Source organism: Pontibacter litorisediminis, from assembly GCF_029360645.1.
Classification (GTDB): Bacteria; Bacteroidota; Bacteroidia; order Cytophagales; family Hymenobacteraceae; genus Pontibacter; species Pontibacter litorisediminis.
In genome coordinates, this window is the sequence record NZ_JARDUA010000004.1 from 203,877 (window position 1) to 229,420 (window position 25,544).

A 25,544-nucleotide genomic window follows, 5' to 3' on the forward strand; every position below is an offset into this window, starting at 1 on the left:
ATCTATAAGGATGTGGCGTGATGATCGATGAGCGGCACTGAAACTATACCGGCGGCTTTAAAGTTATAGCATAGAACAGATTAAGGAGGCAGAATTATACTTAAGGGGCAAAAATGGATGACAGAATCTATAGCCCAATTTTGTATCTTTGCAGCCTAAAACCCGAAGAGCACGATGTTAGATAAGTTAGAAGCCATCAATCAGCGTTTTGAGGAGGTAAGCCAGTTGCTTATCCAGCCGGATGTGGCCAGCGACATGAAGAAGTTCAAGGCGCTGAATAAAGAGTATAAAGATCTGGACAAGATCGTTACAGAATACAAGAAGTACAGGAACGTCCTGAGCAACATCGACAATGCCAAGCAGGTGATTGCCACGGAGAAGGACGAGGACTTCCGGGAGATGGCCAAGGAGGAGCTGGATGAGCTGCTTCCGCAGCGCGAGCAGATGGAGGAAACCCTGAAGGAGCTGCTGATCCCGAAAGACCCGAACGACAGCAAGGACATCATCATGGAGATCCGTGCGGGAGCGGGTGGCGACGAGGCCTCTATCTTTGCCGGCGACCTGTACCGCATGTACAGCCGCTTCGCCGAGAAGCAGGGCTGGAAGATGGAGTTAATGGACGCCACGGAAGGAACTTCCGGAGGATACAAAGAGATCATCGTGGGCGTGTCTGGCGAGGATGTGTACGGCAAGCTGAAGTTTGAGTCGGGGGTGCACCGCGTGCAGCGCGTGCCAGCCACCGAGACGCAGGGCCGTATCCATACGTCGGTGGCCTCCGTGGTGGTGCTGCCGGAGGCGGAGGAGTTTGACGTGGAGATCGACATGAATGATATCCGCAAAGACCTGTTCTGTTCGTCAGGCCCGGGTGGGCAGTCGGTAAACACGACGTATTCCGCCGTTCGTTTGACGCACATCCCGACCGGTATCGTGGCGCAATGCCAGGACCAGAAGTCCCAGCTGAAGAACTTCGATAAGGCGCTGGCGGTGCTTCGCTCGCGTATCTTTGAGGTGGAGCTAGCCAAGAAGAACGAGGCTGAGGGCGCACAGCGTAAGAGCATGGTGGGCGGCGGCGACCGTTCCGACAAGATCCGCACCTATAACTATCCGCAGGGCCGTGTAACCGATCACCGCATTGGCTACACCGTGTATAACCTGCCTGCCGTAATGGATGGTGGCATAGACGACTTTGTGGAAGAGCTGCGCATCGCCGAGAACGCGGAGCGACTGAAAGAAGGCGCCACGGCAGAATAATCAGGTAAAATCCTAAGCTAATAAGAAAGGATGCAGTGGAGCACTCAGGCGACGCTGCATCCTTTTTTTGTGCGGTGTAGGTTTTGCCTGCCGGGTTTGCTAACTTCCGTTCTTTATCCAGCTTCCAACCATTCAAAAGATCTGATGAACAAACTTTTACTTATTTGCTTTACTGTTGCCCTTTTCATCGTCTCGCCAAAGGTGCAGGGGCAGGCTTACATGGATGCCATTGCCGACGAGACCTGCGGTTGCCTGAACGAGTTTATGAGCAGCGGCGAAACCAGGAATGTAGAGATGCGCATAGGCGCCTGCCTGCTGAAAGCTGCCGGCCCTTATGAAAAGCAGCTCAAGAAAGATTACGGTATCGAGCTTACCAACCTGTCGAGCCAAGGCGAAAAGCTTGGCGAGATGCTTGGGGTAAAAATTGCCACAAGGTGCCCGGACTCATTTATGGCTATGATGGAGCTAATGGAAAAGGGCCAAGAGGCCAAGGAGGTTGCTCTGGAAGAAAAAACTTATGAGGGGACGGTAACGGGGGTAAACGACCAGCAGTTCATTGTTTTTACCATAAAAGATGCAAGTGGTAAGGCATCTAGTTTCTACTGGTTATCGTTCTTTACCTCTGACCTGGGCTCAGGTAATAATTACAAGGAGGTTAAGGGCAAAAAGGTACAGGTGGGGTACCGTGAGGAAGAATTCTTTGACCCACGTATCAACGAGTACAAAAAGTTTAATGTGATCACCTCGTTAAAGTCGCTTAACTAGGCGTGTAGTAGTCTTTTTGGCCGATGCTTGGGAATGACAGCCGGGAAAAAGCTTTAAGCCTGGGGTGTATCACCCCACCTTCAACAACCGACAACGAACAACGAATTAACGAAATTGAAGCTTCTGCTCACCATACTGCCCCTGTTGCTGCTGCTGTCGGTGTTCGGCTGTGAGCCCAAGGAGGAGGTGATCACCACCGACCCGGGCGCTGTGCTGGCTTTCTCGGCAGACACTGTGCTGTTCGACACGGTGTTTGTGAGCCGGGGCAGCATCACCAAACGCCTGAAAGTATACAACCGCAATGAGAAAGCCGTGCGCATCAGCGAGATCACGTTGGCTGGGGCCGGCTCCTCCCCTTATCAGCTGACCATAAACGGGGTGCAGGCGCCGCTGGCAAACAATGTGGAGCTGCGGGGCGGCGACAGTTTGTACGTGCTTGTAAAAGCCAACATCAACCCCACAGATCAGAACCAGCCTTTCCTGGCGGCAGACTCTATCCTGTTTACCACCAACGGGCAGCAGCAGAAGGTGAAGCTGGTGGCCTACGGGCAGAACGCCTACTTCCACCGCAAAGGCAGCATCGGCTCCACCACCTGGCCCGCCGATAAGCCCCATGTGCTGCTAGACTCGGTGCTGGTGCGTGAGGGGGAAGTGCTGACGATTGAGAAAGGAGCCCGCATTTACGGCTACAACAAATCGGTGCTGCTGGTGGCAGGGCAGTTGCAGGTGCAGGGCACACCGCAGGAGCGGGTGCGCTTTGGCGGCTACCGCCGGGAAGAGAGCTACCGTACAGCGCCTGGCCAGTGGGAAGGCATCCATGTGCTGGCAACCAGCGGGGGCAACAGCATCAAGTATACCGATGTCCGGAATGCTGTTTACGGTATACGCATTGGCAACCCAGGCAAGGCTGGCACATTGATAGAGGGTGCTTTGGTGGCGCATGCCATGCTGGGCGGCGTGGTGGCTTTTACATCCGAGGTGAAGCTGGTGAACACGCTCATCTATAACTGCGGGCAGTATGGCTTCGGCGGCTTGGGCGGCGGCAAGTATGAATTGCTTTACACCACTATCGCCAGCTACCAGAACCCGCTGCAGCGCGAAACTCCATTGCTGGCCGTGGTGGATTTTATACCTGAAACAGAGATCGCAGACATGCCCACCTCGCTGCGCCTGGTAAACTCCATCGTGTATTCGGACAGCTACAGCACCGTGGATGAGGTGCTGGTGGAGCCGGCCTCGGCAGCCGTAGAGGTAACTAATAGCCTGCTGCGCACCCAGCGGCACCAGGCACAGTTCGAGGGCAACGGCAACATCCTGAACATCGAGCCAAAGTTGAAGGCACCAGCCAAGTATGATTTCAGCCTTGATACCCTCTCCCCAGCCAGCGGCGCAGCCAAAGTGCTGCCCGGCATATCCCAAGACCTGAAAGGCAGCACCCGCAGCAGCACCAAACCCGACGCAGGTGCGTATGAACGAACGATAGATTAATTTTGAATGAGTGGGTGAGTGAATGTGAGAGTAGGAGTTGCTGTAAGTTTTAATGGTTATACTTGCACATGCGGGGTGCAGCCAAACTCAACCTATAAAAGGCTGATGCCGTCACTTTAAAAACATTCACACACCCACTCATTCACTCATTATAAATATATGTGGTTTCAGAAAGAGATAAGGCTGCCGGCCGTGAAGCGCGGCTTTCATTTGATAACCGACCTGCTGGAGTCGCAGCTGCCGGAGCTTGAGGAGATGAAGGTGGGGCTGGCGCACATTTTCATCAAGCACACCTCAGCCAGCTTAACTATAAACGAGAACGCAGACCCTACTGTGCGGCAGGACTTTGAGAGCCACTTCAACCACATGGTGCCGGAGAACCAATCCTACTACCGTCATACCTTAGAGGGCTCTGACGACATGCCGGCTCACCTGAAGGCCGCCCTGCTTGGCTCCTCTGTTACCATACCTATCCGAAACGGCGAGTTTAACCTGGGCACCTGGCAAGGCATCTACCTCTGCGAGCACCGCGACCACGCCTCCAAACGCACTGTCGTCGTAACGCTGCAGGGAGAGGGAAACCACGGGTAGTTTATGGGCTATCAGGTTTAAATTAGCACCTTACACAAAAGTATAAATTTGAGAAAGCCGAAATTGTATGTGGGGTTATTGGGCTTCCTTGTTCTATTGCTTACTGGTTGCCGGAGCACCCCAGTGGAAGAACTCCCTGATGAACAGGGGAGAAAAAACAGGAGCTATGTGAAAGCGCTTATGTTTCAATATGTGTCTCCAAATGAAAGGTATGAAGGGCGGATGCCTCCCCCACCTATTGGTTTTTCCTACCTAACTATAGGAGCTACTTATAAGAGTGATACTTTGCGAATCTTATTACACACTGTAAGGGAGCTGGTTGATATTAGTGAAACAGCAGGTTCACAAACTGATTCAGCTTATATCGCCTCACTTATAAAGGGAGAAGACTTATTAGATTTAAATAAAGAGGCTATAGAGGAATCTTATGTCATAAAGCCATTGGCAAGCATAGATTCTGTTAAGTCACGGGGAAGGCAGTACACCCTGGACTATTATTTTACAGAAAACGGATATCAAAAAGTCCATCTTAGCTTTCGAGAGCAAGCATATTTAATTGATGCCCTCTCTGATTGGGGCTTGTTGATAAGCTTTGATGATGTTGGAGGAATTTATAGAGTTAGAGAACCATCTATAGCTTACTGAGAAAGGTAATATAACACGAAAAAGCATACTACTAAATTCTTACTCAAACAACTGAAAACGAACAACCAATAACCCAAAAACCTACCGCACGATGCTCACCCGCCTGATCTCAGTGCCGTTGGTGCTGACAGCGCGAAGGAAGTACACGCCCGGCGGCAGGTGGCGCACATCCAGTTGCAGGGTGCGGCTGCGGACATCGGCAGAAAGTATGGTTTTACCCACGCTGTTCAGGAGCTCTACATGCCGCACCAGTATGCGTGCAGGCTGCTCTACGTGCAGATAATCAGAAGCAGGGTTCGGGTAGACAGCCAGGTTGCTCACCGTTACGTGCACAAAGTCTTCCTTTACCTTGGTGTCGCTGGTGCTGCCATTGCTTACCGTTAGCTTCACGCTGTACGTGCCGGGGCGCGGATACGTAACCACCGGGTTCTCCTGTGTCGAGGTTGCCGGCACCCCTGCCTCAAACTCCCAACGCCACTCGGTGGCCCGCACACCCTCGGGGGCAGCCGCAAACTGCACTGAAGTACCGGCCACCACCAAGGTGTCCGTTTCCTGGGCCAAGCCAAAGTCAGCGCGTATGGCGGCGGAACAAGCCAGGGAGCTGAGCAATGTGCTGCGGCTGGTGCTGATCATGGCATTCATGTAAGCGGCCTGGCCGTGGGTAAACAGGTTCATGCAGGCATCGTGGCTGTAATCCATATAGTTCTGGTACATGTTGCCGTAGGGCCCGTTGTCGCAGGAGACCTCTATGCCGCCGGTACAGTCGGTGGTGTACGTTTCCTGATTCGGCGTGTCGCTGATGCCGTCGGAGTCGGAGCAGCTGGCATCGTCGCCGCCCCAGATGTGGCTCAGCCCAAGCCAATGGCCCACCTCGTGCGTGGCGGTACGGCCCAGGTTATACTCCGAGGCAAATTTGTTGGCCGGCGCAGCGCCTACAGCGGTGTAGTGCAGCACCACGCCGTCCAGGTGCGGCAAAGTGGCTCCCGGCATGGTGGCATAGCCAAGCACATTGTCTTTGATATCCCCTACCCAAATGTTCAGGTAGCGGCCCGTATTCCAGGCGTTGGCGCCGCCGTTATCTGCTTTCTTGATGTGGTCATACACATGATCGAATTCAGAGCGGTAGGTTTGGGTGCGGGTGATGCCGGTGGTCGGGTCGCCGTTGGGGTCGACAGAGGCTAGGCAGAACTCGATGTGGGTATCGGCGGCGTAGGGCGCAAAGTATGATGGGGTATTCACCGCGTCCGCGTTGCGCCTTCTAAAGTCCGCGTTTAGCACCTCCAGCTGCGACAGGATCTGCTCGTCTGAAATGTTCTCCTCCTCACTCCCATACACCACATGAAACACCACCGGAATGCTAATGGTGGTAATAGCGCGCAGGTTCTGCCACTGGCGCTGCTGCTGTAGCTTTTGCTGCACGGCCTGCTGCACCTGTTGCTGCTCCTGCTCCAGGTAGGGGTGCTGTGCTTTCAGGGCCTCCAGGTAGGTGGTGGTGGCGCAGCCGCGATCGGGTGCTGGCTGCTGGGCAAAGGCCGACAAGCCAAGGCCAAGGCAAAAAGCAACCGTGAGGGCAAGCGTACGCATGAGGCAACGATAAAGGATTTGCACATTTTACAGGCAGCCCATGTGCCTGTAGTTATGCAAGATAAGGAAAATCAGGAGAGGTCGGAAAGGGTGAGGTTGTTTTGTGCAGCCTGTGCTACAGGTTCGCCTTCACCTCGTAGTGCAGCGAGTCGCCGAAGAGCATTTTTTGCACGCCCTCCACCTGGTAGCTGGAAATATCGCCGGTTTGCGGATTGGTGCTGAGCTCTATGGCGCGTTGCGAAAAGAAGATGATGTTCTTGTCCTGCAGGCGGGCGCTGAGCTGTTTCAGCTTTCCGTCCGGCGTCATGAGCAGGCGGAGGTAGTGCACCTGCGGTTCGGCATCTTCGCGCTTGGTGAACTCTATGGCCACAGACCCATCCTCCAGTACCTGCTCCTGGCGGGTATAGTACTCCTGCAGCGATGGACGGCTCAGGTCGGCCTGCTCAAACACGGTCAGCTCATCCTCCCAGTCAATATCGGGTGTTTCCACCACCTCCGGTGCATGCCCCTGGGCCGCTACAGATTTGAGCACCATGGGCTGCTTTGCCTCCAGCTTTTGCCGCTGCCCCTGCAGGTAGGAAGTGAGGTTGAAAGCGCCTTCCCCCGCCGCATCGGTAGCAGGCGGGGAAGGGCGCTCACAGGCAACCATGGCCAGCAGAAGGCCTATCAGCAAGAGCGGTTTATACTTGGCCACGGGTGCAGTGTTAATGGTTTATTAGGGATTCTCCGGTCATTTCCTCCGGCTTCTGCAGGTGCATCAGCTCCAGGATGGTTGGCGCGATATCGCCCAGCTTGCCCGGGTGCATCGTTCCTTCAAAGTCGTTGCTTACCAGCACGCACGGCACCAGGTTGGTGGTATGGGCCGTGTTTGGCGACCCGTCCGGGTTGATCATCATGTCGGCGTTGCCATGGTCGGCGATGACAATGGTGTCGTAGCCGTTCTCCAAGGCTGTGGTGATAACCTTGCCAGCGCACTCGTCTACCACCTCGCAGGCTTTCACAGCGGCCTCAAACACGCCCGTATGGCCTACCATGTCCGGGTTCGCGAAATTGAGGCAGATAAAGTCGGCACTCTTCTTCTCCAGCTCCGGCACGATGGCGTCGCGGATGTCGTAGGCGCTCATCTCCGGCATCAGGTCGTAGGTGGCTACTTTAGGCGAAGGGCACATGATGCGCTGCTCGCCGTCAAACTGCACCTCGCGCCCGCCCGAGAAGAAGAAGGTAACATGCGGGTACTTCTCTGTCTCGGCAATGCGGATCTGCTTCTTGCCAGCCTTGGCCAATACCTCACCCAGCGTGTTGTTCAGGTTATCCTTCTCGAAGATAGCCTCTGTGTTCAGGAAGCTGTCGTCGTAATTGGTCATCATCACATAGTGCAGGTCCAGCTTATACATATCCTGCTCCGGGAAATCGCGCTGCGTCAGGGCTTGGGTTATCTCGCGGCCCCGGTCGGTGCGGAAGTTAAAGCAGATCACCACGTCTCCGTTCTTGATCGTGGCGATAGGCTCCTGGCGGTCGTTCACCTTCACGATCGGCTTAATGAACTCGTCAGTCACCCCCGCATTGTAGGAGTCCAGCATCGACTTGATGAGGTTCTGCGATGGCTCCCCCTCCCCTTTCACCATCAGGTCGTACGCCAGCTTAACGCGCTCCCAGCGGTTATCGCGGTCCATGGCGTAGTAGCGGCCCACGATGGAGGCAATGGTGCCGGTCGTCTTCTCCAGGTGCTCCTCCAGCTCGTTAATAAACTTCACGCCGCTTTTAGGGTCTGTGTCGCGACCGTCAGTAAAGGCATGGATGTATACTTCGTGCAGTTCCTGGTCGTATGCCACGGAGCAAAGCGCCTTCAGGTGGTTTATGTGCGAGTGCACACCGCCATCCGACACAAGGCCGATCAGGTGCACGGCTTTTTTATTTTCCTTGGCATAAGTATAGGCGTTGGCTAGTGCCGGCATGGCAGCCAGCTTGCGCTCGGCAATGGCCTTGTTGATACGCACCAAGTCCTGGTACACCACGCGGCCGGCGCCAATGTTCATATGCCCTACCTCTGAGTTGCCCATCTGCCCCTCCGGCAGGCCAACAGCCTCGCCCGAAGCCTGCAACGTGGTGGTTGGGTATTTCTCAAAGATCGAATCAATGAAAGGAGTATTGGCTTTATTGATGGCCGAAACCGACTGGTCGGTGGCAATGCCCCACCCGTCTAAAATCACTAAGAGTACCTTCTTGTCCATGGTGCAAATATAGCTATTATCTTCGAAGCTGGAGGCGCTAATTGGACGGTTGCGCCGACGGCCACCATTATGTGGCCTGGCCATAGTTTCGCCCGGTAGCCGATACATTAAAAGTATACGTGTATCCGGGCAGGGGTTCTTTCTTTATCTAGATAATCATATTATATTGGAGACACTTAAGTTGCCATACTACTTGGCATAGTTTTGGCTCATGAAAGAGCAAGTATTACAAACAGCATTTATGAAAAACTTTAAACACTTTGCAGTTGCCTTTACGATGTTACTAGTAGCTTTCTCACTGATGGCAGGGCCGGCGATGGCGCAGGGCGATGCCATGAACAGCGTGAAGCAGGCGATGAAGGCAGGTTCGGCAAAAGAACTCTCCAAAAACTTTGGCAACATGGTGGAGATAACGCTGGACGGTGCAGAGGCTACCAGTTACAGCAGCACGCAGGCAGAGTTCGTGATGAAGAGCTTCTTCTCTAAAAACGCCCCTGTGGACTTTAGTGTGAACCACAACGGCACCTCCGACAAGGGCCAGTTGTATGCCATCGGCACCTACTCCTCTAAGGGCGGCTCTTACACAGTGCTGATCCGGATGAAGTCTTCCGGAGGGAAATACCTCATCCATTCCATGAACTTTATCAAAGATTAAGACGATACTAATGAGATTTTTACAAAGGCTCGGAGTTTATACCGAGCCTTTTTTTATTTTTGCACCGTGAAACCGACATACCTGACCGAAAAAAGTATAAACGAGTTTATCGTTAGGGCCCTGGCCGAGGACGTAGGCGACGGAGACCACTCCTCGCTGGCGGCCATACCTGCCGATGCGCAGAAGCAGGCTCGCCTGCTGGTGAAAGGCGATGGAATACTGGCAGGGGTAGAACTGGCCGGCTATATCTTTAAAGCCGTGGACCCAAACCTGCAGCTGGACGTGCTGATGCACGACGGAGACCGGATGAAGTATGGCGATGTGGCCTTTACCGTGAGAGGCAAGGCCCAAAGTATACTTACCGCCGAGCGCCTGGTGCTAAACTGCATGCAGCGCATGAGCGGGATCGCCACCTACACCAACTACATGGCCAGCCTGATAAAGGGCACAGGGGCCAAACTGCTGGATACCCGCAAAACCACGCCTAACTTCCGCATCATGGAGAAGTGGGCCGTAGTGATTGGCGGCGGCCACAACCACCGCTTCGGCCTGTACGACATGGTGATGCTGAAGGATAACCATGTGGACTATGCTGGCGGTGTGCGCGAGGCCATCACCGCAACGCAAAAGTACCTGCAGGAGAAAGGCAAAGACCTGAGGATAGAGGTGGAGACGCGCAACCTGGAGGAAGTACGGGAGGCGCTGGACACAGGCGGCATTCACCGCATCATGCTCGACAACATGAGCACCGACACGATGCGCCAGGCGGTAGCCATGATCGGCGGGAAGTATGAGGTAGAGGCCTCGGGCGGTATCACGGAGGAAGCCATCCGCGCCGTGGCCGAGTGCGGCGTGGACTTTATCTCGGTGGGGGCGCTAACGCACTCCAACAGGAGCATAGACCTAAGCCTGAAAGCTTTTTAGGGAAGGGGCTGGAAAGAAGAGGACAGAGAAGATTTACATTTATAACATTTATGCAGCAACCAAACCAAAGAGGTCGCCGGATGGCGCAGGGCGCAAACCCGCTGGCTATCCGTACTAAGAAGTACCAGTTAGACAAGAACACCTATACCCGCATGGCCTTAGGGCAGGTGTGGGGCAAGAGCTGGTGGCAGGCGCTTATTCCGCTGGTGCTGTTTCTGCTGCCCGCCGTGTTCAGTTTCTCGTGGTGGTGGGTGGCCGGCGCCATTGTCGTAACGCTGCTGTTCGTGCTGCTGCGCTCGGCACAGGTAATGAGCATCACACAGGTGGAGCAGGGCAGCCCGCTTTTCGAGAAGCTCACGTATGAGGTAGACCAGCGCCAAATCCTGCTAAAGCGTAACGAGCGTGAGGGGATGGCGCTGACCTGGGACATGATCGAGCGTGCCCAGAAGAAGGACGACGGCTTTATGCTGTGGCTGCAGCCGCCGACAAACGCACAGATGCCAACGGGCTGGAAAGGCTGGGTGGCCCGTACCTTTCAGGTGCCGGTGTTTATCCACATGCCCTTCCGCATCTTTAACAGCCCCAACGACCTGAAGCTGATGGAGAGCTACCTGCGCCGCAAGAACCTGCTGGCCCAGTAGTACCATAACCCGGCTCGGGTTCTTTACCGTAAAGTATTCATAAGTAAGGCCTTGCGGGCGTAACGCCAGGTAAGGCCCCTAAATGGAAAGTATAAAAACGTACAAAAATGAATAAGAACGTAACAGCAGTACTTGCCGCCGTATGCGGATTGTTTATGGCTTCCTGCGGCACACCCTCCGACCTGAGACCAGGCGAGAAAGTATCTACAGACTATGTGGAGCCAGGAACACGCAAGACTTTTAACGTATCCGATGCCGGTACCATGGAGGCTACCTCTGGCGCTGTGCAGGGCAACGAGGAGCACGAGCAGGTAATGCCAAACAGTGATTTGGGAGGAAATACCCTTCAGCCGGGTGATAGTATCAACGAAGCGGTAGAAACCAATACGGCAGCAGGCGCTACAAAAGAGTAGTCTTGCTACAGCATGAGCCTGCCGCTGCTGATTAAAACAGCAGCGGCAGGCTTTTTTTTGCCCTTGTGACAGCAAGGCGCATACGCTGGCCTCGATACCGGAGGTTCAGGTATTTCGTGTATATTTGCAACATAATTGCTTTTAGCCCGCTTGCATGTCAGCACCACAGGAAACAGCAGCTTGGTTCAGCACCTGGTTCGACTCGCCTTACTACCACATCCTATACCAGCACCGCAACATGCAGGAAGCGCAGCAGTTCATGGACCGGCTGCTTGCTTACCTGCACCCCAAGCCCAACCATAAAATACTGGACCTGGCCTGCGGCAAAGGGCGCTACTCGCGTTACCTGAGCCAGAGAGGCTATGATGTGACAGGCATAGATCTGTCGGAAAGAAGCATAGACCACGCAAAGCAGTACGAGAACGAGCGCCTGCATTTTGCGCGCCATGATATGCGCCAGGTGTTCCGGCCAGAGCAGTTCGACTTTATCCTGAACCTTTTTACCAGTTTCGGGTATTTTGACACGGATACGGAGAACGTGGTGGCGCTCCGGGCTACCGCCGAGAGCCTGAAGCACGGCGGCAAGCTGGTGATCGACTTCATGAACACAGGCAAGGTGATCGATAACCTGGTGGCTGAGGAGGAGAAGCAGGTGCAGGAAATAAACTTTAAGATAACCCGCGGCGTAGAGAATGGCTTTATTGTGAAAAGGATTAGTTTCCGCGACAAAGAGCAGGATTACAGCTTTGAGGAGCGTGTGCGGGCGCTGCGGCAGGAAGACTTCCTGGAGTACTTCGGCATGACCCAGCTGCGCCTGGTGGAAACATTCGGGGATTACAACCTGAACCCTTACAACGACGCTATAAGCGACAGAATGATTTTTGTGCTCAAAAAATAAAGGTCCTGCATGATCGTAGCTATACTTGCACTTTTTTTCACGGTAGTGCTTTCCGGTTTTTTGGTGAAGGTGTTCCCTCCCACCAATATCAAATGGCTAAAGATGGCGCTGGCCTTCAGCGGAGCTTACCTGTTCACGATTACCATTATCCACCTCCTGCCCGATGTGCTGCTGAACAGCCACAGCAGCCCTTACCGCGTAGGCTATTGGGTGCTGGCTGGCTTCTTTCTGCAACTGGTGCTGGAGCTGTTCTCGCATGGTGTAGAGCATGGGCATATCCATCACCACCACGGCCGCACCGACGCTATGCCGTTCCTGCTGCTGGGTTCGCTGTTTGTGCACTCTTTCCTGGAAGGAAGTATACTGGTGGACCAGGGCCACTCGCATAGCCACGGCGGAGGGCATGCGCACGCCTCGGACAACTTTTATGCCGTGCTGCTGGGCATCGCCCTGCACCACATACCGGCTGCCTTTGCGCTGATGTCGGTGCTGATGTCGCGGTTGGAGAACTTCAGAAAGGCTTTTCTGTGGTTGCTGATCTTTGCCGTGGGCTCGCCCTTGGGTATAGTGGTCAGCAACACGGTGCTGTCGCAGGAGGCGCCAGATGGGTTACTGTTTACTGCCCTTACCGGCTTGGTGGCGGGCAACTTCCTCCACATTTCCACTACTATCCTCTTCGAGACCAGTCCTGACCACCACTTTAACCGCAACAAGCTGGTGGCAACGCTGCTGGGGCTTGTGCTGGCCCTGCTAAGCGATTTTATATAACAACCAGGATCCGGCGCAAAAAAAGAATGGCCGGGCTTCCCCGGCCAAACTCACCTTAAACACATGCAGCATCTCTGCTGCAATAAATGACTATAGTAGTCTTCTCAGGTAAATAGACAGAGCGGAAGGGAAAAGGTTTAAGGGGCGGGATAAATGTTTTTGCTTCCCCCGCTAGATTTTTGCGGGTGTCGTGCGTAGCATAAGGGGTACGTATACTTTAGAAGCTATGGGTGAGCAGACGCAAAGGCGGCGTTATACTTCTTTTAGGGAGTTTTACCCCTACTACCTTTCCGAGCACCAAAACACCACCTCCCGCATTCTTCACTTTACAGGTACAGGGCTGTTGCTGGTGGTGGCTATTTGTGCCGTTGCCTCCGGCCGGTACATCCTGCTGCTACTGGTGCCGCTAATCGGGTATGGCTTTGCGTGGGTGGGGCATTTCTTTTTTGAGCGCAACAAGCCTGCCACCTTCAGGTACCCCTTCTACAGCCTGGCTTCTGATTTCAGGCTTTTCTTTGATATTCTGCGGGGCAAAGAAGGGTTCAGGAGCGGTAACAGGTAGAAAAGAACTTTTAACGAGGTGCTGGTTAAGGAAGCACTATGCTGAAGTGGTACAGCTCCAACTCACGGAAAAAATAAACAGCAGCCTCTGGCATGAGGCTTTGCCTGAGAAATTCCTGAATTGGGATTAGATAACGGTAGACAGAAGTGTGGCAACCAGTGCCTTCAGCGTAACCACTACCGCGTTAGCGCCTGCGGCATTGTCAGTTTCTTCTTCTTTGGAGGAGAAGGCGTCGCGGAAATAGTCTATCGGGCTTTCCAGCACGTCAGCATCTAGCACAGACTTCTCGCGGGGTTTGGTGGCAGTGGCTTTTTTGGCAGGCTGGGCTGGTGCTTTCTCTGCGGCGGCTGGCTGCACCTGCTGCGATGGCTGTACGGTGGCGGCAGATGTGCCGTTGTTACTGCCGTTGGAAGCATAAGCTTGGGTGGCAGGCATAACGAACATGCACAGTAGCAGGACAGCTACCATAGGCAAAAAATCGCGCACGTTTTCCCAAGCTTTCATCATGCACAAATGTAATTTTTAAACAGATAAAAGCAAAGTAAAAGTACAACTCTTTTAGAGAAAATAACATAACACCGGGTAGAGGTATCTTGCTGGCTAGGTGTAGCTTAGCGGAGCCCGCCCGGGCATGGCTCTATCTTTCCTTTTTCGGCTTTATGACCTTCAGCTTAACAGGCACCACACCGCTTTCCACCATGTCCACACGCTTGGCAGCCGCCTCTGAAAGATCCACAATACGGCCGCTTACAAAAGGTCCCCTGTCAGTGATCTTAACGCGCACAGACTTGTTGTTTTGCAGGTTGGTTACCTTTACCTGTGTGCCGAAAGGCAGTTTCTTGTGGGCGGCAGTCAGCTTGCCCCGGCGGTAGCGCTCGCCGTTGGCCATCTTGCGCCCCTGGAACTTGCGGCCATAATAGGAGGCTTTTCCTTCTTCGGTATAGCCCCTCTCCCCGAGGCCAGGGGCTGTGGTGGCACAGGAGCTTAGGCAGAGGGCAACGCCAGCGGCTGCCAGGGCTTTTTTGGCGGCTCTGGGAAAAACAATAAGGGGGAATGCGGGTAAGGATGTAAGCATAATCGGTGATCTGTAAAGTAAGTTAACGGCTAACCTGCCCAATGAATTGCCTGATGAGCTGGCTCAGGTCCGGCACAGAGAGCGTTTCGAGGGGGTGGCGGGTATTGGGCAGCACCTGCAGGCGGGCGTTCGGCAATAGCCGGTAAGCCCACAGCGTCTCCTCCACCGTCACCATGTTGTCGCGGTCGCCAACGGCCACCTGCACGGGCAGCTGCAGCTGAGGCAGCGACTCTGGGGTGAGGATGGGGCTGTGGCCAAGCTGGCGCATCATGGCTGCCGTGTGGCGCATAACCTGTCTCCAGTCCTGCGGAGTGTGGCGCTGTGCCAGCGTGGTGGCAAATGCAGGCACTTTCTCCTCCACCTTCTCCGGGCTCAGTAGCTTTGTCTCCTTCTCCGCCGCCTCCTCAGACCAGGCAAACTTGGTGGCCAGGGTATAAACGCTGCGGAGGCGCTCAGGGTACTGCAGGGCCAGGCTCAGGGCAGCGTAGCCGCCCATGCTGTACCCGAAGACGTGTGTGTGCTCGAGTTGCCGCTCTTCCAAAAACTGGCCTATATCCTGTACAAACAGCTGCATGGTAAACGGCTCCTGCGGCAGCGGCCTGCCCCCGTGGCCGGTAAAATCCATCGTATGCACGTGGTACGTGTCCTGCAGTGCCTGCTTTAGAGGCTCCAGCATAGCGGCAGCGCCCAGGGCACCGTGCAGCAGCAGTAGGTTTTCCATAGGATAAAGCTCTGTTAAAGTTTGGGAGGTGCTTTAGCCAAAGCTACAAAAATAGCCTTAACCATACCGGCTAAAATTATAAATTGCTGCCATAAGTATAAACAGCGCAACGTATGACGATTGAAGACCTGCAGGGGCTGTGCCGGCAGCTGCCTGGCGTAACCGAAAGTATTAAGTGGGAGCACGACCTGTGCTTTTGCGTAGCCGACAAAATGTTTCTGGTAGTAGGGCTGGATAAAACGCCGACTTCTGCCTCGTTTAAGGTAGACGCGGAGGCGTTTGAGGAGATGTGTAGTCGCCCCGGCCTTAGCCCCGCTCCTTACCTGGCAAGGTATAAGTGGGTGGCGCTGGACGACCTGAACCGCCTGCAGCCGCAGGAGTGGGAGCAGCGGGTGCAGGAATCCTACAGGCTAGTGGCCGGCAAGCTGCCGAAGAAGGCCCTGAAAGAGCTCGGCATAGAAGTATAAAAAAGCCGGGGCTGTGGGCCCCGGCGCTGGTTGCTATTGCTTTAACTGGTAGTTGTATACTTCCATCGCCTGCGTCAGTTTGTCTTTCTGAAACAGGTTCACCACTAGCTGCACCCCCAGCACGCCGGCACCGGCATACATGAGCGGGTTTATCTTCAGGGTAGTGGAGCCGTTTACCTCCTGTGAGCTGTTGATCGACTTTACGGCGCCCACCGCCAGCAGGCCGGCCCCCACGATAGACACCCCCGTGTTAATCAGCTTATCGCGCTTGTAGCGCTGCAACAGGGCCATGCTGGAGGCATTGTCTGACAGAGCCGTCTCCAGGTTGTCGAAATTCATCACATAAAGGGGGCCGTTGTCCTTCGAGAAAAAGTAGATGCGCTTGCGGCTGGTGCGCGGCATGCCATAGCCCCCGTACCCGTAGCCATAGGGCGAGTAGCCGTAGCTGCCGTCGTAGTAGGTGCGGGTGGTGTAGAACTTATCGATGCGCGGCCCATCGGTGAGGCGCTTGGCAAAGGAGTTATAGCTGTTTCCGGACTCCACCCGCGCAAAAAAGCCATCCTCGTTCTGGAACACGTTTACCATGCTCGGGTTGATTTTCAGGGAATCGTTGAGCAGGAAGTGGTTTGACTTGAAGATAGGCGACTTGTACTGCAGCTTGTTGGCGTAGTAAATCTGCCCGTCCTGCAGCTGAATAAAGTAGCGGCCCTGTCCGCCGCCTGCCTGGCCAAAGGCGGTGTAGCCCAGCAGGAGGCAGAGCGTCAACGTGAGTAGGTTCTTTATCTTTATCATCGTGCAAAAGTGTATAGTTCTTGTGTTTAGTTAAAACAGGAAAAAGAGCATCACCAGCATTCCCAGCAGGGCCAGGTACACCCAGCGCATGAGCTGGGGGCGGTGCTTGTTCGGTACCTTGCTGCTTATTGCCATAACCGCGATAAGCAGGCAGAGCAAGTATAACAGTATAAACGTAACAGCCTTCACCCAGTTAGGCACGATGGTGTTTTCAGGCTGCACCTGGTTGCTCATGCCCATGCCCGACAGCAGCCACTGCAACCCAAAAAAGACAATCAGCTCAAAAACCACAAAGTATAACAGCCAGTTCAGCCAGGTATATTTGCTGCTGCTCATAGAAGTATGCGCTTAAGGTATCGTGTCGTTATCCGGTGGGCGTGTAGGTAACGTGCTGTACAGGGGTTTTCGTACAGGCTACCCAAAGCCAGCTAAACCTACGCATTTTTCCGAAGCATCAAAAGCACTATCCGCAATTGCTTTGCTATCCAAACCCACCGTGCGTGCGCAGCTGGTAGCATACGCGCCCTCACAAGATGAAGCCTTGGAGGGGGTAAAACGGCAGGTGAATTTGCACTATGCACCGTTACGCCCCTGTGCCTTTAAGCATATAGTAGTATCTCTATAACTTTATGCTTTGGCCTGCTTTTTGCACTGTTTTGAGTTGGCACCTGGAGGGGGCAAGGCCGGGTAGAAAGGTGAATAAAGGGTTAGGCAACTCCTGTGGGCCTGTAAATGGCTGTTCTTCAGGTGTATGAATTTAAGAAGAAATTGCTTGCACTGTAGGTGTTTTTTGAAACAAATTTTGGGTCATGTACCGTTAAAATACCAGGAGATTGTAGGGATATGAAGTTAATGCGAAATATAACGTTAGATAATTATAAGTTTTATACGGGTGAGGATACCAGGAAGATATTCAGTGTAGCTTACGAAGACCTCACCACGGTGATCTATTACCAGGACTCAAACAATGATTTTAAATTGGTTGTGGCTAAGGAAAAGGATCCCCCCATGCTTATTGAAAAAGGCATCACGAGGGCCGAGGCCTTTCGTTTAATGAACACCCGTCCGTAACCCGGACGGGTTTTTTGTTGCCGCTCTTCCCGCTTCTCCCCTCCTCCCCGGCTGCCAGCCAAAGGCAAACCTCCGTACAACCCGCTTATGAAGCTTTCAAACAACTACTACAAGCTAGCCTTCTGGGGCTGCGTGCTGAGCCTGCTGCTGCAACTGGTGCTGTTCTTTGCCGTTGACCCGTACCTGGCGTCGGTGGTGTCGCCATTCTACCCGGTGTGGTTTATTCTTTTTGTAGTGGGCTGGCGCAAGCAGCATCCGCGCCGCTAACGCTCCTTCTGTTTTGGCATTGCACTAAGCCCTGTGCCAGCTGGGAGAAACAAAGAAAATTTATTGAATAGCCTGAGAGGTAGCTAAAAAGGCACTTTTTACGGCTGTTTGTGTTTTTACAGGTACAGCCAAAGGAGAAAACATGGATAAGAAGCAAGAAAGAATAATGGCCGACGAGAACCATGTGCAGCACATGTTCCTGCTTGTGGAGAATACCGACATGAAGTGCGTGCTGAACATTGCCGGCCACCCTTACCGCCTGCGCGAGCTTATTTTTATGATGATTGAGAACGGGTGCAGCGTGGTGCAGACAACCTCAGACGGTTTTAATACCTTCGAGTACGACCAGGAGACAGTGGAGGTGCACGATTACCTTACCTCGATCATCAAGGCAAAATTTATGAAGTAAGCAAAGGCCACCAAAGCAACAAAGGCTACCGTAATGGTAGCCTTTGTTGCATTAAAGCTGCTTGATCTGGATTTCGCGCGGCTTATTCGTGCCCTCATGGTACGGAAGCCTTACCTGCAGTTGGCCATCTTCATGTACAGCCTCTATGCGCCCCAAATCTACCTGCGGAGGCAGCAGGAACGTTCTGTTGAACAAAGGAGCGGCCATTTCCGGGTTCTCCTCGCTATGCAAAACAGAGAACAAGGTAAGCTGGTTGTTGTGCAGCACCACTTTGAATGACTCCGGGCTAACACCGGCAGCCCAAACATTGATCACAGCCCCCTTTTTATACTTCTTTATATCCACGTAAGTCTCACTCACACCACCGCCAACGGTGTTCAGCAAATTAATGGTATGCGCTATATTTCTTAAAAACTCTTTATCCTTTATCAATTTCATCTCTTTCTCCTTCTTAGTTTCTACACAGAGCTTCTTGCAAAGGCAATGCCAAATGCCACCTCGTGTCTCTGCTAGTTTCCTGGGGTGGTTTTGGTGTCAAAATGGCTCTAATCAGTGGGTTAAGCCTGATGTTGGGTGTCAGAGTGTCATTTCCACAAGGCGGTCTCTTTCCAGGCGAAAAAGGCAAGGCCTAAGTTGCCCTGATGTAGCGGCACTGCTTGTGTGGCAAAGCGTTTTTCCTCTTTTGGGAATCATTGTCACAGTATAGGCACTGCTTTCTAATTTTGGGAAAAGCTGTGCTCGAATTGTATTAAAGCAAAAATAAAATTCATCTTGCTTATGCCATAGCCTTTGTCTCGGGGGCAAGTATAAAGATATGGTTAGCAATGTGTTGTGTTATGAGGTGGCTGCCAGGTGTAACTATTGTTATATTGTATTGTTTAGGTTGAGTATAAGCTTTTGAGGGCTGGCATATTTCTTTCTTACTGTAGTATCTAAAGAAACGAAGTATAGTACCATGAAGAAGTTTTACACCCTTATCCTTGCCTTATTACTTGTTGTCTCTTCTGCAGGCGCACAGACCATCATTTACCATGAGAATTTTAGCGGCACAGTAACAGGCGTAACGGGCAGCAGCTGGACTTTATCTACTGCCAACAATAGTAACCATGAGCAGGCTTCGGGTGGGGCAAACTTCAGTACCTCTACTACCTCTGCAAGCGGCTTCACGAACAAAACACTAGCGCTTCGGAACAACATCAGCACCATTGGCTTCAGGAACATTAAGGTAAGCTGGTCGGATTACCGCTCCTTTGTAAACAATGGCCACAGCGGAAACAACAACAGTGCACCGGTAAAATTCTTTTACCGCGTTGGCGCCGGGGCTTATGTAGAGGTTACCGGCTTCACGCAAAACCCGAGCTACAACCAGTGGAACAAGATCAACGGCGGAGTGGAGATCAGCCTTCCTGCCGCGTGTAATGATGTGAATGACCTTAACTTCTACTGGACATACAACAACAACAACGACAAGGGGGACTTTTACGCCATCGATGACATCACCATCACAGGTACGCCCGACGACGATCCTTCCACACAGGAAACCGACCTGTCTGTGCTGAACTGGGGCGCTGTCGCTCTGAACGAGGATCCCTTTGCAGCCGGAAAATCTTATGTGGTAGATGAAAACGCCGTGACGTTTACGAAATCAGTGGGCGCGGGAGTGACCTTGTCTAAGAACGTTGTTTCCAACACCGACTTCCAGAGCCCTACCAAGTCTCTTGCGCTGATTCAGACAGGAGCCTCCAGAACTTCAGGCTCTTCCATAAAGATGGCCTTTGCCGCTCCTGTCGCTGATCTAACGTTCACAATCTTCGACCTTGACCAAGCCAGCGGGCAGTTTCAGGATCAGGTAGTAATTAAGGGCAAAGGATTGTATGGGCAGGAAGTGCTGCTGACGAAGAAGAAAGTGAAAACTACCTTTAACAACAGTTTTGCCGAGGCATCTAGCGCTGTAACAGGGGTGTCTGGAAGCGATGTGCCTGCCACCTCAGCGGGTGGAAACCTGACTGTTTCTTTTAGCGAGCCGGTAGGTGAGGTAACTATCCAGTATTATAACCTGGATAGCAGCAGAGGCAACCAGGGCATAGGCCTACATAACCTATCCTGGAGAAGGGACCGGTACGTTGCCCCGTTACCTGTAGAGCTGCTGTTCTTTAAAGGCATTGCGCAGGGCGCGAACGCGAGCCTGAGCTGGGCCACAGCGCAGGAGAAGAACAACGAAAAGTTTGTGGTGGAGCGCAGCCTGGACGGTAAAAGCTTCAGCCAGATTGGCGAAGTGCAGGGCCATGGCAACAGCAGCATCCGTCTCAACTATTCCTTCACGGACACTAATCCGGCAGAAGGGGTGAACTACTACCGCCTGCGCCAGGTGGACTTCGACGGCACAACCGAGACATCGAAAGTGGTGGCCCTGCAGTTTAAAAGCATGAAGCAGGCCCTGGGCGGCAACATCGCCAAAGTATACCCCACCTTAGCGGCCTCTGAGGTGAACGTGAGCCTTGCCCTGGCCAATGCACAGGTTAGGGTGCTGGATGCCAAAGGTCGCCAGGTGGCGGAGTACAGCAACGCCAGTCAAAACCTGGTAGTGCCCGTAAGCCATCTGCAGCCTGGGGTATACTTTGTTAAAGTAACGAACGGTTCGGAGCAGCAGACGCAACGCTTCATAAAGCAGTAGCAGAGCTTCTGTTTATAGAGCTTAAAGCAACTCCCCGGTGCTATCAAGTGCCGGGGAGTTGCTTTTTTTTACCTGGGCCAGCTCACCCACCCACAGCAAAGTATGTTTTACGGCTCCCTGCCACGGGAGAAGCGCTTCTTTGGTCCTGTTTCTGGCGCCGGAATAACTAAGCGGCCGGTATCGCGTAGTTTTAGTATAAATCGATGATAAACTAGAAACTATGAAAAAGAACATGACATTGATGCTGGCAGGACTGGGTATCCTGGCGGCCTGCAACAACCCTGAAGGAAATGTAGAAAACGATACCATGGCTGATGCCACTGCCGATACCGCTGTAGCCTATGAAGATGAACGCGGACGCGTTGAGGCCGATGGCGCCGAGATCATTACCGTAGACGAGAATTTCTGGGCGAATATAAACTGGGACGCGCCGGAGTTGGGAGACCCGGAGATGAAAGCCGCCGGTATAGAGGCCCGTGCTACCAACGAGTACAACATTTATACCTTGGAGGACCGTGTGCTGTTTGATACTGATAAGGCCCAGATCCGTGCCGAGGGTGAAGAGAAGCTTCAGAAAATAGCAGACAAACTGAAGAGCCTGCCTGCTAACTCGGTAATCCGTGTGTTTGGCCATGCCGATGCACGTGCCGGGGAGGGGTATAACATGGAGCTCTCTAAAGAACGGGCCAATGCCGTGAAAGACTGGCTGCAAAACAAGGGCAACGTAGAAAGCCGCCGCCTCTCGATAGAGGCCATGGGCGAGCAGGCTCCACGCGCCACTAACGAGACAGCCAGAGGAAGGCAGCTTAACCGCCGCGTAGCCATTGTGGCTGTAACCACACAGCCCCAGCAATAACAAGCTCACATGTAAACTAGCCGCTGATGCATATCAGCGGCTTTACTTTTTCCGTACTAGGCTTGCGCCGGGGTAAGAGCTGCTCTCTTTCAGGGTTACCCGTTTCTGGTATGCGCCGCCTGTTTTGATATCTGCTATACTTTATGTGCAGCCACCTATGTTTAATGTATACTTCAGGAACAACCATGTGAGCATCTACTTTGATAAAGAGCGACGGATAGGAAAAGCCGTTTGGAGCGGCCATTTAAGGGGGATGGAGTTCAGGGAGGCCTCGTTGCTGTGCCTGGATCTGGTAGACAGGTATGAACTGTTGGCCTGGCTGAGCGATAACCGAAAGATGAACTCCGTAAAGCCTGCCGACCTGCAGTGGAGCCTGGAGGTACTGGTGCCACAGCTCGTGGAAAGCCATTTGCTGCGCATGGCTATCCTGCCATCAGAGTTTGAGGAGAGCCGGAATGCGATGGGGCTGATGCTGGAGAGAAAGGACAAATTGGACCAGCGCCCGCTCATGCGCAACTTCGACAGTGAGGAGGAGGCCATGGTTTGGCTACAGGGCGAGCAGGTAACATCCGTTTAGGTTCAGGTTTTTAGCAGTACTGTTGCAGTGGGTGCCGCTACTTCGCTACCTTTGTGGCAAGAAGTGTTTTCGCATACTTTCAAAACCATACTGTGCCAGGCTCGGTAGCCATCTGGAAAAGCGTTAGAAGTAACAGCAGTTTTTAAGAAGGCTTTAGAAGTGTGCCAGCGGGAAAACCAGTACCGGTATGCTCTGCCATCTTCCAGGAGATCTTTGGAGGTAGCTGTGGAGCGGTTGCCTGATCGGGTTTCTATGATGGGCAGTGTGGTGATGATAGGGGCTATAAGGAAAATCTTGCGCCGGGAAGGCCTTAGTTGAAAGGCTCCTCTCAGGAGCAGGCTTCCGGCACTTGCTCGCAACTAGCAGGAGGCAGTGCCGCAACCGGTACGGTTTCTTGGGGTAAGGTTGCCGTTAGTGTTTTTGGAGCCCTGAGTTTTTAGGTTGTTTTTAATGCAGTCGTATTTTGAGAATAGTTTCCTGACCCTCTCCTATGATGTGGAGGCGCGGTTAGGCAAGGCCCAGTGGCGAGGCCGGTTACGCGGGGCGGAACTGCGGGAGGCGTATCTGCTTTGCCTGGAGATGATAAACAGGTTCTCGCTGGCCCGTTGGCTGGCCGACGACCGCCTGATGGGGCCGATTGAGCAAGCCGACCTGGAGTGGAGCCTGGAGGTTTACGTGCCTCGTATAACTGCCAGCCCTTTGCTGCGTATGGCCCGGCTTCCCTCCCATTCAGAGGAAAACCTGAAAGCAATAGATTCAATGATAGATAAGGGGCATGGTTACGACTTGCAGCTGGTCTTGCGCGACTTTGCAAGCGAAGCGGAGGCAATGGATTGGCTAATGAAGCCACTCTAGCCGCTGGCAAAAGAGCTGCCCAGCCTCCTGAGCACATTGTATAGCATTCGAAAGCCGTTGGTGTCTTATCAACGGCTTTCGCGTTTTTAGCCAGTAACAGAGGCCGTGCTGCTGTAAATCACCCGGCACGTATGGGCAACGTATACGTTAGAGGTTTTATACTTATCCGATGATGAAAACGAGCCTTAAACGATGGTTAATCATCGCTCTAACAGCCTCGGTGTTCGGCTGCGCCGATGACGACCCTACTGTTCTTCCCTCCGACGGCTACTCTTATACTTTTGAGCAAGGCAATGAGGGCTGGCAGGGAGGTTTCGCTGATTATCCAAGCGATTGGGAGCGGGAGCGGTTTGAGTTCGCTTTTGCGCATGATGATCTTCCTCCCGAGGTCGGTGAAGAAGGCGGGGCCATGCGGATTTCGGGCCGCAACATTAGCGATGATCTGTTTCTCTTCATGAAGAAACAGATCACAGGCCTTGAGCCCAACCGCACCTACAGCGCCACTTTTAGGATAGAGCTTGCCTCGCAGTATCCAGAGAACTCGGTGGGAATTGGCGGCAGCCCGGGTGCAAGCGTGTACCTGAAGGCTGGTGGCTCTACCGTAGAGCCAGTGCCGGTTGAAACCGATGAGGCAGGCAACAACATCCGCATGAACATAGACAAGGGCAACCAGAGCCAGGGCGGAGAGGACATGGTGGTACTGGGCACTGTAGGCATACCTGGCGATGAATTTACCTACCAACTCATCCGGCGCGATAACCAGCAGAATCCGGTGGAGGTAACAGCAGATAGCAACGGCAGCCTTTGGGTAATAGTGGGTACTGACTCCGGCTTTGAGGGCACCACCACGCTTTACTACCATACCATTGAGGTGGAGCTAGAGTAGCAGCCACAAGAACTGTTACAGTAGCTTCCGCTATCCTCCAGAACCTGTGCCTGGGCGCTCCTGCAGAAATGCTTCTTGCCATCTCTTTGCATGTGTTGTAAAAGCAGGCAGCAATGTAACCTGGCAGAGGAGCAGGACGTTAACTCTGCGGCTTTTTACCTCAACTACAGAACTCTCATGACACAGCAGGAACAAAACAAGCGCATTGTGCAGGCATATGTAACAGCATTCAACCAGGGCGACCTGGAGGGGCTTCGGTCTTTATTCGCCCCGGAGGCTGAGATACAGGGCGTGATGGGCAAAGGCTTAATGGATAAGGTAATGCCTGTCTGGGAGCAGCTGGTGTCGGGACTTGGCATGCAGCTGACAGTGGAGGACATGGCTGCGGAGGGGGACGTGGTGGCCGTGCGTTATGTTGAGCGGGGTACGTTTAAGGGTCCGTTTATGGGGCATGAACCGACAGGCAAATCCTATGAGCTGGTTGCGATGGAGTGGTTCGTTATCCGCGACGGGAAAATACAGAAGCGGTGGGGCGCCAGAGACCATGCCGCACAGGCTCGCCAAATCGGCTTGCCCTTGAGCTAAGGGCCGGAGGAGCGTTTCTTTGTTGTTGCCGCAGGTGTAAAGATGTAGAACTTCCCCGGCTCCAGCTGTATCATCTTTGGCCCCTATACTTCTATGAACCAGCAGCAACGTTGGCTCAAAAGACTTGGCGGATTGGAAAGACCTCCCGGTATCCGAAGGCCCCGCGAGTGTCTGGTGAAAAGGCTGTTGCTTTGCTTCGTGGTTGCGGGCGTTGGACGCTCGCGGGTCGTAAAGATGCCGCGAGGCCTATGGGGGTGAAGTACGTTTTAAATAGCAACTCCCGCCGTTGTTGGGGAGTACCCCAGCAGCTACGGGTTTTACTCCAGGTAATGTGTCAGGAGTCCGAAGTTATCCTTGTTCTCGAAGTAAAATCTTGCCGAGGAGAAGAGATATTCTTCGGGTAGAGTAACGAGCCGCCACTTTTCCTGAGCCGGGTTGTTGTGAATGTAGTCCAGCTTCTGCTCCGTAACAGCAACAGAGTAGCAATAGATTGATAAAGGGTTGCGCTCCCACAACTGGTACTGACGATCCTTAGCGTTTACTCTAAACCTTTCCAGCACCAAAGGGTGATGTGCAACAAGGTCATACTTTATTTGCTGTGCGGTATACTTCAAAAAATCCCGCTGCACATCTTCCCGCTTATGCGGCTCCTCCATTTTCCAGAGTAGGTGCAGGTGGTTTGGCATGATTACAAAAGCGTATACCTTTACCCGTTTCTGCTCTACCAGATAACGCAGGCTGTCGACAATTATCTGTTTATACTTATCGGGCTTTAGCAGGTGTTTCCATTCCAGAATAGTGGCTGTGAAGAAAGCGATATGCTGTTGCTCATGCATTTGCTGAGGTACTACTTTGCACACCCATATGTTGCGTAGTGGTTCTTCCGCTGTTTG

The 25,544-nt window shown here is 53.2% G+C and carries 31 protein-coding genes; 21 read left to right on the forward strand and 10 right to left on the reverse strand.

The features are described 5' to 3' along the window. The first annotated feature begins 174 nt into the window (after positions 1 to 174). The 5 genes from prfA (at position 175) to PXG97_RS14365 (ending at position 4,740) form a co-directional block, all read left to right on the forward strand. A complete protein-coding gene (gene prfA, locus PXG97_RS14345; protein ID WP_276498461.1) occupies positions 175 to 1,251 on the forward strand; it encodes a peptide chain release factor 1 in 1,077 nt (358 codons plus the stop codon). 144 nt (positions 1,252 to 1,395) lie between these two features. Beyond that, positions 1,396 to 2,016, forward strand: coding sequence for a hypothetical protein (locus PXG97_RS14350; protein ID WP_276498462.1), 621 nt, complete (start codon positions 1,396 to 1,398; stop codon positions 2,014 to 2,016). A 114-nt stretch (positions 2,017 to 2,130) separates the two neighbouring features. Next, positions 2,131 to 3,504, forward strand: a complete 1,374-nt coding sequence (locus PXG97_RS14355; protein ID WP_276498463.1) for a hypothetical protein — start codon at positions 2,131 to 2,133, stop codon at positions 3,502 to 3,504. 159 nt (positions 3,505 to 3,663) lie between these two features. Continuing rightward, a complete protein-coding gene (locus PXG97_RS14360) occupies positions 3,664 to 4,095 on the forward strand; it encodes a secondary thiamine-phosphate synthase enzyme YjbQ (protein ID WP_276498464.1) in 432 nt (143 codons plus the stop codon). Positions 4,096 to 4,143: 48 nt separating this feature from the next. Then, positions 4,144 to 4,740: a hypothetical protein gene (locus PXG97_RS14365; protein WP_276498465.1), complete on the forward strand. Its 597-nt coding sequence runs from the start codon at positions 4,144 to 4,146 to the stop codon at positions 4,738 to 4,740. Between the two features lie 81 nt (positions 4,741 to 4,821). Here the strand turns inward: PXG97_RS14365 and PXG97_RS14370 are convergent, their stop codons facing one another. The 3 genes from PXG97_RS14370 to gpmI form a co-directional block, all read right to left on the reverse strand. After that, the gene (locus tag PXG97_RS14370) at positions 4,822 to 6,348 is read right to left on the reverse strand and encodes a M43 family zinc metalloprotease (RefSeq protein WP_276498466.1); all 1,527 of its coding nucleotides are present in this window, start codon (positions 6,346 to 6,348) and stop codon (positions 4,822 to 4,824) included. A gap of 91 nt (positions 6,349 to 6,439) precedes the next feature. Beyond that, the gene (locus tag PXG97_RS14375; protein ID WP_276498467.1) at positions 6,440 to 7,018 is read right to left on the reverse strand and encodes a hypothetical protein; all 579 of its coding nucleotides are present in this window, start codon (positions 7,016 to 7,018) and stop codon (positions 6,440 to 6,442) included. 10 nt (positions 7,019 to 7,028) lie between these two features. Next, positions 7,029 to 8,555, reverse strand: a complete 1,527-nt coding sequence (gene gpmI / locus PXG97_RS14380; RefSeq protein ID WP_276498468.1) for a 2,3-bisphosphoglycerate-independent phosphoglycerate mutase — start codon at positions 8,553 to 8,555, stop codon at positions 7,029 to 7,031. A 241-nt stretch (positions 8,556 to 8,796) separates the two neighbouring features. Here gpmI and PXG97_RS14385 point away from each other — a divergent pair, with 241 nt between their 5' ends. The 7 genes from PXG97_RS14385 (at position 8,797) to PXG97_RS14415 (ending at position 13,416) form a co-directional block, all read left to right on the forward strand. Next, positions 8,797 to 9,210, forward strand: coding sequence for a DUF4783 domain-containing protein (locus PXG97_RS14385; RefSeq protein ID WP_276498469.1), 414 nt, complete (start codon positions 8,797 to 8,799; stop codon positions 9,208 to 9,210). 66 nt (positions 9,211 to 9,276) lie between these two features. After that, positions 9,277 to 10,134, forward strand: a complete 858-nt coding sequence (nadC, locus tag PXG97_RS14390) for a carboxylating nicotinate-nucleotide diphosphorylase (RefSeq protein ID WP_276498470.1) — start codon at positions 9,277 to 9,279, stop codon at positions 10,132 to 10,134. Between the two features lie 50 nt (positions 10,135 to 10,184). Then, the gene (locus PXG97_RS14395; RefSeq protein ID WP_276498471.1) at positions 10,185 to 10,775 is read left to right on the forward strand and encodes a hypothetical protein; all 591 of its coding nucleotides are present in this window, start codon (positions 10,185 to 10,187) and stop codon (positions 10,773 to 10,775) included. A gap of 107 nt (positions 10,776 to 10,882) precedes the next feature. Continuing rightward, positions 10,883 to 11,188 carry a hypothetical protein gene (locus PXG97_RS14400; RefSeq protein ID WP_276498472.1) on the forward strand — a complete coding sequence of 102 codons (306 nt, stop codon included), beginning with the start codon at positions 10,883 to 10,885 and terminating at the stop codon, positions 11,186 to 11,188. A gap of 154 nt (positions 11,189 to 11,342) precedes the next feature. Further along, positions 11,343 to 12,086, forward strand: a complete 744-nt coding sequence (locus PXG97_RS14405; RefSeq protein ID WP_276498473.1) for a class I SAM-dependent methyltransferase — start codon at positions 11,343 to 11,345, stop codon at positions 12,084 to 12,086. A 9-nt stretch (positions 12,087 to 12,095) separates the two neighbouring features. Continuing rightward, complete coding sequence (locus PXG97_RS14410; protein WP_276498474.1) at positions 12,096 to 12,854, forward strand: ZIP family metal transporter; 759 nt, start codon at positions 12,096 to 12,098, stop codon at positions 12,852 to 12,854. 226 nt (positions 12,855 to 13,080) lie between these two features. After that, positions 13,081 to 13,416: an Mpo1-like protein gene (locus PXG97_RS14415; protein ID WP_276498475.1), complete on the forward strand. Its 336-nt coding sequence runs from the start codon at positions 13,081 to 13,083 to the stop codon at positions 13,414 to 13,416. A gap of 126 nt (positions 13,417 to 13,542) precedes the next feature. Here the strand turns inward: PXG97_RS14415 and PXG97_RS14420 are convergent, their stop codons facing one another. The 3 genes from PXG97_RS14420 to PXG97_RS14430 all read right to left on the reverse strand — a co-directional run bounded on the left by PXG97_RS14420 (position 13,543) and on the right by PXG97_RS14430 (position 15,212). After that, positions 13,543 to 13,923 carry a hypothetical protein gene (locus PXG97_RS14420; protein ID WP_276498476.1) on the reverse strand — a complete coding sequence of 127 codons (381 nt, stop codon included), beginning with the start codon at positions 13,921 to 13,923 and terminating at the stop codon, positions 13,543 to 13,545. 130 nt (positions 13,924 to 14,053) lie between these two features. Beyond that, positions 14,054 to 14,491 carry a septal ring lytic transglycosylase RlpA family protein gene (locus PXG97_RS14425; RefSeq protein ID WP_276498477.1) on the reverse strand — a complete coding sequence of 146 codons (438 nt, stop codon included), beginning with the start codon at positions 14,489 to 14,491 and terminating at the stop codon, positions 14,054 to 14,056. 22 nt (positions 14,492 to 14,513) lie between these two features. Next, on the reverse strand, positions 14,514 to 15,212 hold the full coding sequence (locus PXG97_RS14430; RefSeq protein WP_276498478.1) for an alpha/beta fold hydrolase: 699 nt from the start codon (positions 15,210 to 15,212) through the stop codon (positions 14,514 to 14,516). Positions 15,213 to 15,325: 113 nt separating this feature from the next. On the opposite strand from PXG97_RS14430, the gene PXG97_RS14435 reads away from it, so the two are divergent. Further along, positions 15,326 to 15,679 (forward strand): MmcQ/YjbR family DNA-binding protein, encoded by a 354-nt coding sequence (locus tag PXG97_RS14435; protein ID WP_276498479.1) that lies wholly within the window; start codon positions 15,326 to 15,328, stop codon positions 15,677 to 15,679. Between the two features lie 33 nt (positions 15,680 to 15,712). Here the strand turns inward: PXG97_RS14435 and PXG97_RS14440 are convergent, their stop codons facing one another. Both PXG97_RS14440 and PXG97_RS14445 read right to left on the reverse strand, forming a co-directional pair. After that, positions 15,713 to 16,471, reverse strand: coding sequence for a hypothetical protein (locus tag PXG97_RS14440; protein ID WP_276498480.1), 759 nt, complete (start codon positions 16,469 to 16,471; stop codon positions 15,713 to 15,715). Positions 16,472 to 16,501: 30 nt separating this feature from the next. Next, positions 16,502 to 16,807 (reverse strand): hypothetical protein, encoded by a 306-nt coding sequence (locus PXG97_RS14445; RefSeq protein ID WP_276498481.1) that lies wholly within the window; start codon positions 16,805 to 16,807, stop codon positions 16,502 to 16,504. Between the two features lie 822 nt (positions 16,808 to 17,629). Here PXG97_RS14445 and PXG97_RS14450 point away from each other — a divergent pair. Continuing rightward, on the forward strand, positions 17,630 to 17,809 hold the full coding sequence (locus tag PXG97_RS14450; RefSeq protein WP_276498482.1) for a hypothetical protein: 180 nt from the start codon (positions 17,630 to 17,632) through the stop codon (positions 17,807 to 17,809). 142 nt (positions 17,810 to 17,951) lie between these two features. Then, on the forward strand, positions 17,952 to 18,218 hold the full coding sequence (locus tag PXG97_RS14455) for a hypothetical protein (RefSeq protein WP_276498483.1): 267 nt from the start codon (positions 17,952 to 17,954) through the stop codon (positions 18,216 to 18,218). A gap of 51 nt (positions 18,219 to 18,269) precedes the next feature. On the opposite strand, the gene PXG97_RS14460 is transcribed toward PXG97_RS14455, so the two are convergent. Continuing rightward, on the reverse strand, positions 18,270 to 18,656 hold the full coding sequence (locus tag PXG97_RS14460; RefSeq protein WP_276498484.1) for an Hsp20/alpha crystallin family protein: 387 nt from the start codon (positions 18,654 to 18,656) through the stop codon (positions 18,270 to 18,272). Between the two features lie 517 nt (positions 18,657 to 19,173). On the opposite strand from PXG97_RS14460, the gene PXG97_RS14465 reads away from it, so the two are divergent. The 6 genes from PXG97_RS14465 (at position 19,174) to PXG97_RS14490 (ending at position 24,651) form a co-directional block, all read left to right on the forward strand. After that, a complete protein-coding gene (locus tag PXG97_RS14465) occupies positions 19,174 to 20,892 on the forward strand; it encodes a T9SS type A sorting domain-containing protein (RefSeq protein ID WP_276498485.1) in 1,719 nt (572 codons plus the stop codon). A 220-nt stretch (positions 20,893 to 21,112) separates the two neighbouring features. Beyond that, positions 21,113 to 21,748, forward strand: coding sequence for an OmpA family protein (locus PXG97_RS14470; protein ID WP_276498486.1), 636 nt, complete (start codon positions 21,113 to 21,115; stop codon positions 21,746 to 21,748). A 157-nt stretch (positions 21,749 to 21,905) separates the two neighbouring features. After that, positions 21,906 to 22,325, forward strand: a complete 420-nt coding sequence (locus PXG97_RS14475; RefSeq protein WP_276498487.1) for a hypothetical protein — start codon at positions 21,906 to 21,908, stop codon at positions 22,323 to 22,325. 450 nt (positions 22,326 to 22,775) lie between these two features. Continuing rightward, a complete protein-coding gene (locus tag PXG97_RS14480) occupies positions 22,776 to 23,180 on the forward strand; it encodes a hypothetical protein (protein ID WP_276498488.1) in 405 nt (134 codons plus the stop codon). Positions 23,181 to 23,352: 172 nt separating this feature from the next. Further along, a complete protein-coding gene (locus tag PXG97_RS14485; protein WP_276498489.1) occupies positions 23,353 to 24,066 on the forward strand; it encodes a hypothetical protein in 714 nt (237 codons plus the stop codon). A gap of 177 nt (positions 24,067 to 24,243) precedes the next feature. Then, positions 24,244 to 24,651 (forward strand): ester cyclase, encoded by a 408-nt coding sequence (locus tag PXG97_RS14490; RefSeq protein WP_276498490.1) that lies wholly within the window; start codon positions 24,244 to 24,246, stop codon positions 24,649 to 24,651. 317 nt (positions 24,652 to 24,968) lie between these two features. Here PXG97_RS14490 and PXG97_RS14495 read toward each other — a convergent pair whose 3' ends face one another. Beyond that, on the reverse strand, positions 24,969 to 25,487 hold the full coding sequence (locus PXG97_RS14495; RefSeq protein WP_276498491.1) for a transposase: 519 nt from the start codon (positions 25,485 to 25,487) through the stop codon (positions 24,969 to 24,971). Positions 25,488 to 25,544: the final 57 nt, after the last annotated feature.

Coding starts and splice junctions, on each gene's coding strand:
- prfA (WP_276498461.1), top strand. CDS start 175: ATGTTAGATAAGTTAGAAGCCATCAATCAGCGTTTTGAGGAGGTAAGC.
- PXG97_RS14350 (WP_276498462.1), top strand. CDS start 1,396: ATGAACAAACTTTTACTTATTTGCTTTACTGTTGCCCTTTTCATCGTC.
- PXG97_RS14360 (WP_276498464.1), top strand. CDS start 3,664: ATGTGGTTTCAGAAAGAGATAAGGCTGCCGGCCGTGAAGCGCGGCTTT.
- gpmI (WP_276498468.1), bottom strand. CDS start 8,555: ATGGACAAGAAGGTACTCTTAGTGATTTTAGACGGGTGGGGCATTGCC.
- PXG97_RS14385 (WP_276498469.1), top strand. CDS start 8,797: ATGAAAAACTTTAAACACTTTGCAGTTGCCTTTACGATGTTACTAGTA.
- PXG97_RS14395 (WP_276498471.1), top strand. CDS start 10,185: ATGCAGCAACCAAACCAAAGAGGTCGCCGGATGGCGCAGGGCGCAAAC.
- PXG97_RS14400 (WP_276498472.1), top strand. CDS start 10,883: ATGAATAAGAACGTAACAGCAGTACTTGCCGCCGTATGCGGATTGTTT.
- PXG97_RS14405 (WP_276498473.1), top strand. CDS start 11,343: ATGTCAGCACCACAGGAAACAGCAGCTTGGTTCAGCACCTGGTTCGAC.
- PXG97_RS14410 (WP_276498474.1), top strand. CDS start 12,096: ATGATCGTAGCTATACTTGCACTTTTTTTCACGGTAGTGCTTTCCGGT.
- PXG97_RS14415 (WP_276498475.1), top strand. CDS start 13,081: ATGGGTGAGCAGACGCAAAGGCGGCGTTATACTTCTTTTAGGGAGTTT.
- PXG97_RS14420 (WP_276498476.1), bottom strand. CDS start 13,923: ATGATGAAAGCTTGGGAAAACGTGCGCGATTTTTTGCCTATGGTAGCT.
- PXG97_RS14425 (WP_276498477.1), bottom strand. CDS start 14,491: ATGCTTACATCCTTACCCGCATTCCCCCTTATTGTTTTTCCCAGAGCC.
- PXG97_RS14430 (WP_276498478.1), bottom strand. CDS start 15,212: ATGGAAAACCTACTGCTGCTGCACGGTGCCCTGGGCGCTGCCGCTATG.
- PXG97_RS14435 (WP_276498479.1), top strand. CDS start 15,326: ATGACGATTGAAGACCTGCAGGGGCTGTGCCGGCAGCTGCCTGGCGTA.
- PXG97_RS14440 (WP_276498480.1), bottom strand. CDS start 16,471: ATGATAAAGATAAAGAACCTACTCACGTTGACGCTCTGCCTCCTGCTG.
- PXG97_RS14445 (WP_276498481.1), bottom strand. CDS start 16,807: ATGAGCAGCAGCAAATATACCTGGCTGAACTGGCTGTTATACTTTGTG.
- PXG97_RS14450 (WP_276498482.1), top strand. CDS start 17,630: ATGAAGCTTTCAAACAACTACTACAAGCTAGCCTTCTGGGGCTGCGTG.
- PXG97_RS14455 (WP_276498483.1), top strand. CDS start 17,952: ATGGATAAGAAGCAAGAAAGAATAATGGCCGACGAGAACCATGTGCAG.
- PXG97_RS14460 (WP_276498484.1), bottom strand. CDS start 18,656: ATGAAATTGATAAAGGATAAAGAGTTTTTAAGAAATATAGCGCATACC.
- PXG97_RS14465 (WP_276498485.1), top strand. CDS start 19,174: ATGAAGAAGTTTTACACCCTTATCCTTGCCTTATTACTTGTTGTCTCT.
- PXG97_RS14470 (WP_276498486.1), top strand. CDS start 21,113: ATGAAAAAGAACATGACATTGATGCTGGCAGGACTGGGTATCCTGGCG.
- PXG97_RS14475 (WP_276498487.1), top strand. CDS start 21,906: ATGTTTAATGTATACTTCAGGAACAACCATGTGAGCATCTACTTTGAT.
- PXG97_RS14480 (WP_276498488.1), top strand. CDS start 22,776: ATGCAGTCGTATTTTGAGAATAGTTTCCTGACCCTCTCCTATGATGTG.
- PXG97_RS14485 (WP_276498489.1), top strand. CDS start 23,353: ATGAAAACGAGCCTTAAACGATGGTTAATCATCGCTCTAACAGCCTCG.
- PXG97_RS14490 (WP_276498490.1), top strand. CDS start 24,244: ATGACACAGCAGGAACAAAACAAGCGCATTGTGCAGGCATATGTAACA.
- PXG97_RS14495 (WP_276498491.1), bottom strand. CDS start 25,487: ATGCATGAGCAACAGCATATCGCTTTCTTCACAGCCACTATTCTGGAA.